The following is a 13,470-nucleotide window of genomic DNA, read 5'->3' as shown; positions in this document are numbered from 1 at the left end:
CTTCGACTTCGCTCAGGGCAAGCAGGACAGCGCCTGCGGGAGAAGGGGGTAGGGGATGAGGGGCAGTCGTTTATAACTCATTTAGGATTGCTATAGGATCTAAGATGACATGATTTTTCTAAAACGGAATCTCCTGTAAAGAAAACATAATGATTGGATGGATTCCTATGCAGACTTGGCAAGTAGATTGTTATCGCCGACCTTCAGAAACCGACACCCAGGGAGAATTCTGGGAGCTGTGGATTTGTGAACCGTCCCCTGGAACCTTTCGCCATCGGGCAGTTTGTCCCCAGTCGGAATTAAGTCGAGATTGGTTACTCAAGGAATTTAAGCAGTTTTCCGCTCTTCCCGATCGCCTGCTGGTTTTCCGTCCCACCACCCTCCACCTCCTCGAACCTGTCGCCCAAACCCTCGGTATTGAACTGATTCCCACCCGACGCACCCCCACCCTTAAACAGTGGATTGTCGATGAATTAAAGCAACCCATCGCCCTAGATCGACCCCCTCCGCTCCCCCTACCAGAGGAATTATGGGGCGATCGCTGGCGGTTTGCCACCGTCAGCGCTCAAGATCTCATCGAAGGAATCGGCGATCGCCCCATTCCCATTAAATCCCTACCCGAAGATCTCTGGCCGATTAATCTCGGTCTTCCCTCCACCGTCTCTATTCCCGGAGTCGTTATTGATGGCGATCGGCAATCTTTACAACTCGCTCAATGGTTCGCTGATGCTAATCCTATCAGTCTCAATTTTATTCCCGGTCAACCCGATGGCCTGATTTTAGAATCCGGATTGAGCGATCGTTGGATTATCACCACCTTTGAAGATAGCGAAGTTCGCCAAGCCGGCCATCAATACGAACAGCGAAAACAACAGAGCAAAGGTCTTCACTTTCTGCTCATTCAACCCGATGATTCTGGCATGACCTACACTGGATTATGGCTACTCCAACCTGAAAACGAATGCACCAGTTATAGCGCGTAGCGCTATAGTATTTACAAATCCTGGAAAACGGCATGGATAGCTGGTTCGATATCTTTCGTTATAGCCAGGGCTGATCCCATTCTCTGACCCTATTCCCTATTCCCTATTCCCTATTCCCTAGCGCGAAGCGCTATAAATCCCTATGACTTCCCTAATCATTCCCCAAACTCCTCCAGATTCCTCCATTATTTACCCCAGTGAGAACGGTGAACCCATAGCTGAAACTTACGATCATATCTATGCAATTTTAACCACTCTCCAAGTATTAAAAATCTATCTTGCGGGTCAACAGGCTACCGTTCTCGCCAACCAATTCCTCTACTATTCCAAAGGATTTCCCCAGCTTCGCATGACTCCCGATGTCATGGTCATTTTTGATGTAGAACCGGGCGATCGAGATAACTATAAAGTCTGGGAAGAAGGACAAGTGCCCAAAGTCATCTTTGAAATGACCTCAGAAAGTACGAAAAACGAAGATCTGGGATTCAAAAAAGAAATTTATGAACAACTAGAAGTAGAAGAATATTGGCTTTTTGACCCCAAAGGAGAATGGATTGAAGGACAATTAGAAGGATATCGGCTGGTAGGAGAAACCTATCAACCCATCACCGATCGCCGCAGCCAAGCCCTCAATTTACGGCTTTTTCCTGAAGGGAATATCATTGAGTTTTATCGGGAAGAGGTAGAAGCAAAACTGTTGATTAATGATGCATTAATGGCAGCTTTACAAGCAGAAAGACAAGCCAAAAAAAAGACTTTAGATTGGCTTAAAAAAGAACAAAAACGGGTGGAAGATCTAGAGGCGATCTTAGTTCGTTATCAAGAAAAATTTGGACATCTGGAACAAAAATCATGACTAACCTTTACTTCATCCGGCATGGTATAGCAGCGAACCGAGAAGACTATAGCCAAGGCGATCGCCAACGTCCCCTAACCCCAGAAGGCATCAAGAAAACCACCAAGGTTGCCCATCGCTTACAAGAATTAGGGATAACATTTGACTTAATTTTGACCAGTCCCCTGGTCAGGGCCCAACAAACAGCAGAGATTTTGCAAACCGTGGGACTGAGTAAGGCACTGCAAACTTCATCGGATTTAGCCCCGGAAGGCGACCTTTTATCCTGGTGGCAAGAGGGTAAAAAATGGCGCAAGTATGAAAATTTAGCCTTGGTAGGCCATGAACCCAATCTGGGCCATTGGGCTGAGTTATTGGTGTGGGGAGAAGTCAAATCTGGCTTGATTGTCAAAAAAGCCGGTGTAATTGGGATTACCTTACCCGATTCTGGTTCCCCTGTGGGCAACAGCGATCTATTTTGGCTCACCCCTCCCCGATTCTTATTGAATTAATGGGTGAGTTAATGGGTAACCCCCATCTCCCCATTCCCCCATCCCCCCAACCCCATAGCGCTATACAATAACGAAAAAATGTTCAAGATTCCCAAATCCCTATGAATGTATTATTTCAAGAAATCCAACAAAGTATCCTGAATCTGGTGGGGGCTGGAATTGAGGCGCTTCCGGGGATTTTAGTGGCGATCGCCTTTTTGATTTTTACCTCTTGGGCTGCTCAGTTTTCCCGCAGAGTAGCCACTCGCGTCACGGAGATGGCAATTAAAAACCAGTCCTTACGCTCTTTGTTGATTCAATTGAGTTATGTCGCCACTTGGGTTGGGGGGGTTCTCATCTGTAGCGTGATCGCCTTTCCAGACCTGCGTTTGGGCGATGTGATCGGGTTGTTGGGGTTAGGTTCAGTAGCCATTGGTTTTGCCTTCCAAGATATCTTTAAGAATTTTCTGGCCGGAATTTTACTCCTGTTGCAAGAACCCTTCCGCTTAAGCGACCAAATCATTGTCGATGGTTTTGAGGGAACCGTCGAAGAGATTTCCATTCGCTCGACGCAAATTCGCACCTATCAAGGGGAGTTAATCGTGGTTCCCAACTCCATTGTGTTTACCTCCACAGTACAGGTTTTGACCAATTCACCCCGTCGTCGCACTGATCTGGCGATCGGAGTAGACTACAATACCCCCCTCTCCCATGCCGTTGAAGTCCTATATAAGGCCATTTCTGGAGTCGATGGCGTATTAACCGAACCGAATCCAGAAGTTGATATTGTCGGCTTTGGGGACAGCTCCATTGACTTGAAAGTACGCTATTGGACTGTGCCCTATCGAAAAGAAGTACGCCGCATTCAAACGCGAGTGATGTTAGCCCTGAAAAATGCCTGTGATGGTGCAGAAATTAATATTCCTTATCCCATTCGCACCGTTTACCACTATAACCAAGAACGATTTAGTGATAGTTTTCCCAAAAACGAGCCGTCACCATCCTCTCAATCGGGGCCCTACGATCGCGATAGAGTTTAATGGAAACGTTAGGGGGGTCATCATGCCCCCTACTGGACTAACGAATACAGCGCTTTCCACTACCTAAGTCATAGGATTTCCCGATTCAGCTATCTCTTCCAAGCAAGTTGATAAAAAGACACTATGATAAAGGAAGGGTGTGAGATTGGAACAGAGCCTGAATCTTTGCAGAGTCCACCAGTTCTGTAATCCTGATGAACGCTCTCACTACCCTAACCATCGCACTCCCATGTCGTTTTATCATGAATCATATTGTGTCTGATGCTCAAGAAAAAATGACACTGACTTGGAATCAAGCAGGTCAGGATGTTCGTTGTAACTTATCTTCCGATCGCCTCATCTATTATCGCTTACTCACAGAAACGATCGCCAAAATCCGCTCGTCCTTAGATTTAGACACCATTTTGAGGACAACGGTTGTGCAACTGCTTGAGGTTCTGAACACAGACCGAGTAGCGGTGTTTCAATTAAATCCCAATTTAGCTGGGCAAGGTGAGGTCATTTGTGAGGATGTCAAATCTCCTTGGAAACCCGCGAGTTCAATTCAGGTTTACGATCGCTGTTTTGGCGAGGAATTTGCGGCTGAATACCTCAAAGGTCGCATCAGTGCTATTCCAGATATTTATGCCCCCCATATTAGTGATTGTCACCGAGATATCTTAGCCCAATTTCAAGTTAGAGCCAATCTAGTCGCTCCCTTAGTCAAGGGGAATGAACTATGGGGACTGCTCTGCATTCACGAATGCGGTCAATCCAGGGTTTGGACTTCCACTGAAATAGAATTTGTCAGTCAGATTAGTCAGCAACTAGGGGTTGCCATACAACAGGCTGATTTACTCGAAAGAACGAAAAATCAAGCCCAAGAGTTGAAGCAAACCCTAGAACAATTACAGCATACCCAAGCCCAGATGATTCAAAATGAAAAAATGGTGAGTTTGGGGCATTTAGTAGCTGGGGTTGCCCATGAAATTAATAATCCAGTCAGTTTTATTCATGGTAATTTAGACTATGTTCAAGAATATGCCCAAGATTTAGTGCAACTTCTGAACGATTATCAACAGGCTTATCCCGATCCCGTACCTGAGCTTCAAGAGTCTTTAGAAGATAAGGATGTGGAATTTATTCAAGAGGATTTAGAGCAAATTTTGACATCTATGCAGTCGGGAACGGAGAGAATTCAAGGGATTGTGAAATCTTTACGCAACTTTTCCCGCATGGATGAGGCTGAACTGAAAGCGGTGGAGATTCACGAGGGCATAGATAGCACTCTGGTGATTTTGAATCATCGTCTTGAAGCGAAAGAGGATCGCCCTGCCATAGAAGTCGTCAAAGAGTATGGTGATTTGCCTCTGATTGATTGTTATCCAGCCCAACTCAATCAAGTTTTTATGCATCTTCTTAGTAATGCGATCGATGCGTTAGATCAGCAAGGGGGAGATCATCCTCAGATTCAGATAAAAACAGAACTTGAAGGTTCAAAAGTGAGGATTTCTATCGCTGATAATGGGAACGGAATTCCAGAGTCTATGCGCTCTCAAGTGTTCGATCCGTTTTTCACGACGAAACCACCGGGTAAAGGGACGGGTTTAGGACTATCGATTTGTTATTCGATTATTGTGGAAAAACATTACGGACAACTGTTGTGTGATTCATCTCCAGAAGGGGGAACGCGGTTTACCATTGAGTTACAGCCGGAGCTAATCCGGAAAGATTACCCGGATTAAGGGTTGATTTTGCGCTGCACATTGTCAATGGCTTTGAGGGCGTAGGAGTCCCCAGGACGGTATTGTAGGGCACTTTGAAAGTGTTGGAGGGCGATCGCATAGTTTTTGTCTTCAAAGGCTTGATACCCGGCATTCATAAAATCGGTGTAGCTGTGCTGTTGAATGCGTTGATTGGCGTTTTCAACTGCTTTTTGGGCATAAATGTTATCGGGGCGCTCTTGTAAGGCTTGTTCAAAATTAATTAAGGCGGTGTGATAATCCCCCAAATCAAAGGCATGATAACCCACTTCCATGTAGCGCTTAAATTGAGAACGAGAAGTATAGGATTTCAGGGAAATCGAGGGTTCATAGCTAGGGGGGGGTTCTAGGGGCAGTTCTGCTGATAGAGCTGCTTCACTTGGGTAATTGAGAACCAGTTGAGTCATGACGCTTTCTGATTTTCTTTGGGGATTCCAGCGAGCAATAATATTTTGAAAACTCCAATTTTGAAGGATCACTAAAATTCCGCTCGTGAGCATTAAAGCTGCACCGATTAGTTGAGTAAAAAGGCTAATTTTTACTGTTTTCTTATGCCATTTCATGGAAATAAATAGAATTGCACCAATCAAGGGTAAAAAGACATAAGAAATTCCCCAAAAAATACTTTCGCTAAACGAGATAACCATCGTCCAGATTGTACCAAAACCGGCTAAACCTAGACCAATAAGAAATAAACTAATGACCCAAATTTCCATGAGCTTCTTGACCTTTTTGGTAGATGCAACTGTAGGGGGTAAAACCCTTGAGGGTCTTGTGTTCTCAAGGTGTTTACCCCTCATCTGTGCTTCTCCCTATTTATAGCATGTTAGATTTGAGATGTTAACCCTTCTACACTCAGATCGACTAAGACGAAGAAACTAAGACGTTCATTCTGGGATTGGGTTCCCTTATCAAACCTGACTCTAAGCCGATACAATGGGATTGGTCTGACAGAGTAATCGTGCGGTTATGGATAGAGTATGGAAATGGATCGGTAGACTGATGGTTATGGTTCTGATCGGGTTGCTGGTGGCTTGTAGTGGCACGGGAAGCAGTCCCAGTCAAGCTCTGGTGAAGAAGGCGATCGCCCTGCAACTGAATCTGACTCAAGAACAACTCAAGTCTCCCCTGCATCTTGAGCGATCGCCCCAACTCGACGTTAAAGGAATTCAGATTACCAACAGCGATCGCCTGCGCGACCAGAAATTACCCACCTTCCATATTCAAGGAACCTATAACCTCAATATCCAACTCTCTGAGCAAACCATTAAACAGCGCCAAAATCCCTTTGAAGTTTATGTTCAACAACAGATCGAAGGAGAAACCTGGCGACTTTTGCGCCCCACGGCAGAGGGAACGGGGTGGTTGAGTTATCAAATTGATGGAGACTTGGGCCCATAGGGAGGATACAGGGAGTTGTGATAACTCAAAACTGATGGCGACTCACGACTGACGAGATACACACTTGTTATAGTGGGCCTAATTTTAGATCCTCAAGGACATGCTCTATGGCTGACCCATCTGAATTTTTGTATCCTCGTAGTCGATATTACGGTGAGTTTAAGCCAGAATATCTGGTTTTTGATGCTAACTTGCAAGAATTTGCCCAAAAAGTAACCTATATTTGTTCTTTAGAAACCGGTGGCAAGATTACCCCTATCCAAGCCTATGAACAAATTCGGCAGTTATGGCTAGAACTTGAACAAAGCAAACACCAGTTAGGCTTAGAAAAACCGCCTGAAGACCCTTCTGAAGACGAAGGATAGACTAAGGGTCAATCGGGCTTAAAATCATGCCTTCGCGGGCCAAAACCGTATTCGGGCGATGGTGTTGAACGTCCTCTTGGATCTGGTCGAGGGTATCGTCATCGTGATTGGGTTCGTGGTGGAAAATGACTAGCTTTTTCACCCCGGCGGCTTCGGCGACTTTGACTCCTTCTTGCCAGGTAGAATGACCCCAACCGACTTTAGAGGATTTGGGGTTGCTGTATTCGTTGTCGGTGTACATGGCATCGTAGATGAGGATATCGGCATCACGAGCCAATTTAAGGACATCTGGATCGAGGCGATCGCTATAATGCTCCGTATCTGTACAATAAACTGCCGTGTGTCCTTGCCAAGTAATCCGATACCCCATTGCTCCATTGGGATGATTGAGATGTCCCGTTTCAATCTCGATTCCGTCTAGGCTAATCACACTTCCCGGCGTTAGCTTAGAAAATTGCATCTCTGCCTTGGGGATGGGTGAGGGAACCGGGGAATTGATATGGAGAATGGCGTGATGGAAATGGTCTTCTAGGGACTCGCTGGAGTCGGGGACATCTCCCCAAACATGGATGTGATTGCCTGGGGTAAATAGGGGGATGAAAAAGGGCACACCTTGGATATGATCCCAATGGTAATGGGTAAAAAACATATTGATATCCAGGGGGGATTCTGTGGAGAGGCGATCGCCGAGTGCCCGTAAGCCGGTTCCGCCATCAAAAATAAAGTGTCGCTCTCCAATCCGCATTTCTAGGCAGGAGGTATTGCCACCATAGCGCACTGTTTCCGGGCCGGGGGCGGGGACACTCCCCCGTACCCCCCAAAATTGAACCTCAAAGAGTGAAGAAGAGTCCTGACTAATCATGATTGAGTGTTCCGCATTGACCTTGGTGACGTAGGAGATGGTCGCATAAAACCAGAGCAACCATTGCTTCTACCATAGGCACGGCTCTGGGTAAAACGCAAGGATCGTGACGACCTTTAGCGGCTAGAAGGGTTTCTTGCCCGTCCTTGGTTACTGTACGCTGTTCTTTGCGAATGGTGGCGGTGGGTTTAAACGCGACTCGGAGAATAATCGATTCGCCATTGGAAATTCCCCCTTGAATGCCTCCGGAGCGGTTGGTGGCGGTGCGGACTTGTCCTCCCTCATCTAGGGTAAATTCATCGTTGTGATCGCTCCCGGTGAGCAGGGTTCCGGCAAACCCAGAACCGATCTCAAATCCTTTACTCGCAGGTAGAGACATCACCCCTTTGGCTAAATCGGCCTCTAGCTTATCAAAAACGGGCATTCCTAGACCTTTGGGCAGATGACGAGCGACACATTCGACGACTCCACCGAGGGAGTCGCCTTCTTTTTTAATGGCTTCGATGCGATCGATCATCCGTTCGTAGGCTTCCGGATCGGGACAACGAACGATATTACTTTCGACTTGTTCGAGGGTGACGGTTTCGGGATCGACGATCGCCTCTAAATCTTGAATACGCTTCACATAGCCGATAATGTCCACGCCAGCGGCCTGTTTAAGGATTTTTTTGGCGATCGCCCCGGCAGCCACCCGACCAATGGTTTCCCGTGCCGAAGAGCGTCCCCCACCTTGCCAATTCCGAATCCCATATTTCGCATCATAGGTCGCATCCGCATGGGACGGCCGATATTTCTGCGCCATCTCATCATAATCTTGGGGCCGAGTATCCTTATTGGGAACCAAAATCGCGATCGGAGTCCCCAGGGTTTTGCCATCAAACACCCCAGAGAGAATCTGACAGGTATCCGTTTCCTTACGCGGTGTTGTGATTTTACTCTGTCCCGGCCGACGGCGATCCAACTCCACCTGAATCTCCTCTGCTGAAATCTCCAGGAGCGGTGGACAGCCATCAATAATCACCCCAACCCCACCGCCATGGGACTCCCCAAACGTTGTAATCCGAAATAAATGCCCGAAGGTATTACCCATAATTGTTCATTAACCCAGCTTAGATCTATCCTACTGCCATCTTTAGGTTTTAGGGAGTGCGAGCGTCTCGCTCGCTAGGGCAGACAACAGCGAGCAAGATGCTCGCACTCCTTTTAGATAACAGCGAGTATCTTGCTCGTACTCCTTGCTTTGTCGTATCCCCAACCCATATCCATTTTTAATTGAGATAAGATCATCGCACTACTGACTGTGACCCAATCGAAAACTTCAAACAGGACAAACCCCATGAAAGTTGCCGTTTTCAGTACCGAACCCTACGATCGCCAATTTCTCGATGCCGCCAATGCTGCTGCTAACGCCAATCACGAGTTTATTTACTTTGACACTCTGCTCGAACCCAAAACTGCTTCCCTCGCCGATGGGTGTCCCGCCATTTGCGTGTTTGTCAATGACAATGTGGGCAAGGAAACCCTGGAAATTTTGGCACAACAGGGCACAAAGCTAATCGCCCTGCGCTGCACCGGATTTAACAATGTGGACTTGTCTACCGCAGCCGAATTGGGCATCAAAGTGGTGCGCGTGAGTGTCTATTCCCCCTACTCAGTAGCCGAGTTTGTGGTGGGGATGATTCTGTTGCTCAACCGCAAGCTGAATAAGGCTTACAATCGAGTCCGTGATGATAACTTCTCCCTCAATGGTCTCATGGGATTTGACCTCCATGGTCGTACCGTCGGCATTGTTGGCACGGGCAAAATTGGCTTGATTCTCGCCCAAATTCTGCACGGCTTTGGCTGTCATCTGCTGGGATATGATTTGTATCCTAATGCCAATTTTGAGGCGATCGGGGATGCTCGTTATGTTGATTTCCCGGAGTTATTAGCCAACTCAGACATTATTTCCCTGCACTGTCCTCTCACCCCAGAAAACCATCATTTGATCAACCGAAACACCATCGCTCAGATGAAACCGGGAATGATGCTCATCAACACCAGTCGCGGCCCACTCATCGATACAAAAGCCGCCATTGAAGGGATCAAATCCGGTCAGATTGGTTATTTGGGGATTGATGTTTACGAACAGGAAGATACCCTGTTTTTCCGGGATTTATCCAACACCATCATCCAAGATGACACCATCCAACTACTGCAATCGTTCCCCAATGTTTTGATCACCTCTCACCAAGGGTTCTTCACCTACGAAGCCATGTCCCAAATTACCGGCACAACCATTGCCAGTATCACGGATTTCGAGCAAGGAAATCCCCTCAAAGATGAAGTCAAGATCAATTAAAAATTAACACTGTTCATCGCTCAGGTGAATAATCGGATCGAAACTAAAAGTGAACATATTTATTACGAGGATTTAATAAATTGATAAATACCGTTAATCAAGTTAAATCCTTTTATGCTTCCGGATAATTGGCAAATTTCCTATTCTTTAGCACGGAAAGTGACAAAAGAGGGATAGTCAAACGTTTTTCCCACTTCCGACTTCCTCCTCAAATCTCTGGACAAAAAACTAGGGATTTGTTCATGGTGAGCATTTTTACTCCTGTGAACTTGCTACAACATCATCAAGACAAGAAAGTAATGTGGTCAATCTGTCAAACATTTGTTATATTTTGTAATATCGCGTGACGTGCTTAGGTATGAGGCAATTGGACTGATGGGCAATAGGGGCAACATCTTTAGAGATAAGTGTCTCACCTTGCTATTACCTTTCTATCCATGACCCATGACCAGCACATAGCGCTGTTCTGAGTCCTACTGAATCTAAATTGAGGAGCCTTCGATGAACGAACCCATGCAACTCTCCCTAGAACAACAATTTAGTCTTCGGTCTTTCCAAACCCAAGTGGAGAAGATGAGTCGCGAGCAAGCTCAGGAATTCCTGGTGAAGCTCTATGAGCAGATGATGTTGCGAGAAACCATGTACCAGCAGTTCATCAAACACGAGTGGGGTTTAGACTAGATTCAGGGCAGCTTATTGTATCTATCGAGAAGTAGAAGCTCAAGATTTGTGCTGTTCTGCGTCTAACTCCGGCTTGGCAGTGTTAGGGTAAGGGTAGATTAACACTTCGGTATTACACTTACCCCTATGTTCAAGCGTGCTTTAATCTCAACGGATTTATCGGATGGATTATATCGTCTCGTCAACTCAGTTCCTGCTCTAGCTCAAAGTGGTTTAGAGCAAGTTGTATTTACCCATTGTGTCGCCTTAGAAGGGATTATTCCTAAAGCGGATAATGAGAAGATTGAGTGGGCAAAATCTCGCTTATCGGTTCTGCGTCCGAATATTGCCGATAGTCTAGAAGTTAAGGGTGAAGTCGTTCCTTCCGTCAAGCCCCATGAAACGATTCTAGAGGTGGCTAAAAAACATGATTCTGATGTGATCATCATGGGTGCGAATATCCATACCCTCATGGATGAGCAATTTTTTGGCAGTACCAGTCGGAGTTTAGCCGAACATACGGATATTCCGATTATGGTTTTGCGCCCCCAACTGGTTTCTACTTATACTTCTGAAGAGTTGGATCTGCGGTGTCGTTATCTGTTTCGGTATTTAATGCTCACTTATGATGGCAGTCCCAGCGCTCAATATTTGTTACAACGAGTCAAAGACTATGCCCAAAACCGGCCAGATCACTCCCTAGAGAAGCTTCTACTGGTGTGGGTGGTCGAAGAAGGGAGTCGGCGAGAATATAAAGATGTCAACTATGAATTGGAGAAAGCGCACACTGAGCTTGAGAAAGTGAAGGAAGACTTATCGAGTCTGAATTTAGAGATCGAGCTTGAAGTGCGGCAGGGGGAAATCATTCCTCAGATTTTTGAGTCGGCGTTAATGCATGATATTAGTGCGATCGCTGTTTCTTCCAATCGCAAAAATCGGATTCTAGAATGGTCATCACCGAGCATCAGTAATAAAATTTTGCGGCGCAGTTGGCATCCGATTCTTTACTTCTCCCCCAGGCACTAGGGGATTGTTTTTAATTTTTAATTGATATAAGGTGGGCAGGGTATGCTGGTAGAATTTTGATTATGTCGCTTTTCTTCCTGCCCACCCTACGATGATTTTTCATCATAGGGGTTTAACCGGGTTTGATAGGACTAAAAAGAAGAATCTGGGACTCCGGCTTCTAACTTCATCATGATTTGGGGTTGGAGTTTTTCAAATTCTTTTTGCAGCAGTTCTTTACTGCGTGTTGGTTGACCGCCAGCCATAGAATCACTGGTGTTGGCCCAATCTTGCAGCCGTTGCCGTTGAGAGTGATTCACATTAATACTGATTGCATCAGCACAACGCCCTGGTTCTTCTAAGGCAAAAAATAATAGGCAGTAACGTCCGGTATGGGCGATGAGGTTGGCTAAACGTTTACCTTTATTGCTTTTGAGATCCATATAATATCTGAGCCATCTGGGGCCTTGTTTTGGATCGTACAAAACTGTGAGCCACAAAATCATGGGATGGGGAGAAACGGAATAGAGAAAATTCTTATAGGTTTTATTATAAAGTCGGTTAATTTGCCTCTGTTCAATTTCCTGTTTTTTGAGCATCGCCCACAACGTAACGACGGTTTGGTCTGTCTTGGTTTGTAATACTTGTGGAAAGACGATTTGAGCTAGGGGTTTGCCTTTGGGCCAAGTTTGTTCCCAACAGACCATATCAATGGCAGGTGCAGGCTCAAGAAGTTGTAATTTACCTGGTGATTTACTGGGTGATGTGCCGGGGGATTGTCCAGTTTTATCTCTAGGGGAAGCTGGAGGTGAGGAAGATGAGGATGTGGAGGGTTTTACGGAGGGTGCAGGATTAACGGAAGCCGAGGATGCTTTTTGATCGGGTTTACTGCCGTTGTGGGCAGGAGTTGGGGAGGCGTGAAGATTTTTTTCTAGTTGTTCTAGGGTTTTAACGATGTCTCCTGCACTTTGGGGCCGTTCTTTGGGCTTTTTAGCTAAACACCGGAAGACTAAGCTTTTGAGTTCTGAAGGAAGTCTGAGATAAGGAGAAACGGATTCAAAGGATCGGGGGCTTTGGAAATGGTGAGTTTTATACCATGCGCCGAAGGTATGGGTTTCTGCGGTCAGGGGCATATGACCGGTGAGCATTTGGAACATCATTACCCCTAAGCTGTAGAGGTCAGAGCTGCTGGTGAGTTCTTTGCCTTCCATTTGTTCGGGGGAAGAGTAGGCTAAGGTTCCCATAAAACAGTTGGTTTGTCCGGCTGTTTCTTCTTGGAGGAGTTTGGCAATGCCAAAATCGAGAATTTTGACGAGTTCTCCAAAGCTGGAGTCTTGGGTGACGAGGATGTTACTGGGTTTGATGTCTCGATGGACGATGGGAACGGTTTTGCTGTCTTTTTGAATGCCTTCGTGGGCACATTGTAGGCCGAGGGCAATTTGCCGGGCTAGGCTTAAGAAGCGTTCTAGGTTGATGTTGTCTTCGCGGATGACATCGCTGAGGCTGTCTCCTTGAAGATATTCCATGACGTAAAAGGGGATTTCGTCGGCTACGCCATAGTCCATGACGCGGACAATGTGGAGGCTATGTTGTCCGAGGAGGGCGCAGGTGGTTGCTTCTCGCTCGAAGCGATCGCGCATTTTTTTATTGAGAAGGGCTTGGGAGAGAAATTTAACCGCGACTAAGACTCCGCCGACTCTGGCATCTTTGGCGAGGTAGACTTTCCCCATTGCTCCCTTACCAAG

At 46.3% G+C, this 13,470-nt stretch carries 14 protein-coding genes; 10 read left to right on the top strand and 4 right to left on the bottom strand.

What is annotated here, in order from left to right; translation table 11 throughout:
• Nucleotides 1-167 precede the first annotated feature (167 nt).
• From PMG25_RS17085 to PMG25_RS17065, 5 genes are all read left to right on the top strand, one after another.
• Nucleotides 168-983 (top strand): Tab2 family RNA-binding protein, encoded by an 816-nt coding sequence (locus tag PMG25_RS17085; RefSeq protein WP_283768108.1) that lies wholly within the window; start codon nt 168-170, stop codon nt 981-983.
• A gap of 142 nt (nt 984-1,125) precedes the next feature.
• Entirely contained in the window at nt 1,126-1,839 is a 714-nt protein-coding gene (locus tag PMG25_RS17080; protein WP_283768107.1) for a Uma2 family endonuclease, read from the top strand.
• Nucleotides 1,836-2,330, top strand: coding sequence for a phosphohistidine phosphatase SixA (gene sixA, locus PMG25_RS17075; protein WP_283768106.1), 495 nt, complete (start codon nt 1,836-1,838; stop codon nt 2,328-2,330). The genes PMG25_RS17080 and sixA overlap by 4 nt, the downstream gene beginning before the upstream one ends.
• A 101-nt stretch (nt 2,331-2,431) precedes the next feature.
• Nucleotides 2,432-3,349 carry a mechanosensitive ion channel family protein gene (locus PMG25_RS17070; protein ID WP_283768105.1) on the top strand — a complete coding sequence of 306 codons (918 nt, stop codon included), beginning with the start codon at nt 2,432-2,434 and terminating at the stop codon, nt 3,347-3,349.
• A 194-nt stretch (nt 3,350-3,543) separates the two neighbouring features.
• Nucleotides 3,544-5,073 carry a sensor histidine kinase gene (locus PMG25_RS17065; RefSeq protein WP_283768104.1) on the top strand — a complete coding sequence of 510 codons (1,530 nt, stop codon included), beginning with the start codon at nt 3,544-3,546 and terminating at the stop codon, nt 5,071-5,073.
• On the opposite strand, the gene PMG25_RS17060 is transcribed toward PMG25_RS17065, so the two are convergent.
• A complete protein-coding gene (locus tag PMG25_RS17060) occupies nt 5,070-5,807 on the bottom strand; it encodes a tetratricopeptide repeat protein (protein WP_283768103.1) in 738 nt (245 codons plus the stop codon). The genes PMG25_RS17065 and PMG25_RS17060 overlap by 4 nt on opposite strands.
• A gap of 286 nt (nt 5,808-6,093) precedes the next feature.
• Here PMG25_RS17060 and PMG25_RS17055 point away from each other — a divergent pair, with 286 nt between their 5' ends.
• Complete coding sequence (locus PMG25_RS17055) at nt 6,094-6,492, top strand: hypothetical protein (RefSeq protein ID WP_283768102.1); 399 nt, start codon at nt 6,094-6,096, stop codon at nt 6,490-6,492.
• 107 nt (nt 6,493-6,599) lie between these two features.
• A complete protein-coding gene (locus tag PMG25_RS17050) occupies nt 6,600-6,857 on the top strand; it encodes a DUF7219 family protein (RefSeq protein WP_283768101.1) in 258 nt (85 codons plus the stop codon).
• Nucleotide 6,858: 1 nt separating this feature from the next.
• On the opposite strand, the gene PMG25_RS17045 is transcribed toward PMG25_RS17050, so the two are convergent.
• On the bottom strand, nt 6,859-7,719 hold the full coding sequence (locus tag PMG25_RS17045) for an MBL fold metallo-hydrolase (RefSeq protein WP_283768100.1): 861 nt from the start codon (nt 7,717-7,719) through the stop codon (nt 6,859-6,861).
• Nucleotides 7,712-8,809 (bottom strand): chorismate synthase, encoded by a 1,098-nt coding sequence (gene aroC, locus PMG25_RS17040; protein ID WP_283768099.1) that lies wholly within the window; start codon nt 8,807-8,809, stop codon nt 7,712-7,714. Before aroC ends, PMG25_RS17045 begins: the two co-directional genes overlap by 8 nt.
• 246 nt (nt 8,810-9,055) lie before the next feature.
• On the opposite strand from aroC, the gene PMG25_RS17035 reads away from it, so the two are divergent.
• The 3 genes from PMG25_RS17035 to PMG25_RS17025 all read left to right on the top strand — a co-directional run bounded on the left by PMG25_RS17035 (nt 9,056) and on the right by PMG25_RS17025 (nt 11,746).
• Nucleotides 9,056-10,060: a 2-hydroxyacid dehydrogenase gene (locus PMG25_RS17035; RefSeq protein ID WP_283768098.1), complete on the top strand. Its 1,005-nt coding sequence runs from the start codon at nt 9,056-9,058 to the stop codon at nt 10,058-10,060.
• Nucleotides 10,061-10,561: 501 nt separating this feature from the next.
• The gene (locus PMG25_RS17030) at nt 10,562-10,741 is read left to right on the top strand and encodes an NblA/ycf18 family protein (RefSeq protein WP_283768097.1); all 180 of its coding nucleotides are present in this window, start codon (nt 10,562-10,564) and stop codon (nt 10,739-10,741) included.
• A gap of 126 nt (nt 10,742-10,867) precedes the next feature.
• Nucleotides 10,868-11,746: a universal stress protein gene (locus PMG25_RS17025; RefSeq protein ID WP_283768096.1), complete on the top strand. Its 879-nt coding sequence runs from the start codon at nt 10,868-10,870 to the stop codon at nt 11,744-11,746.
• 131 nt (nt 11,747-11,877) lie between these two features.
• Here PMG25_RS17025 and PMG25_RS17020 read toward each other — a convergent pair.
• On the bottom strand, nt 11,878-13,470 hold a 1,593-nt coding region (locus tag PMG25_RS17020; RefSeq protein WP_283768095.1), incomplete at its 5' end, for a serine/threonine protein kinase.

The sequence above is a fragment of the Roseofilum capinflatum BLCC-M114 genome (genome assembly GCF_030068505.1).
In the GTDB taxonomy this organism is placed as follows: domain Bacteria; phylum Cyanobacteriota; class Cyanobacteriia; order Cyanobacteriales; family Desertifilaceae; genus Roseofilum; species Roseofilum capinflatum.
The sequence above is the reverse complement of the archived record's forward strand: the minus strand, read 5'-3'. Positions and strand labels throughout refer to the sequence as shown.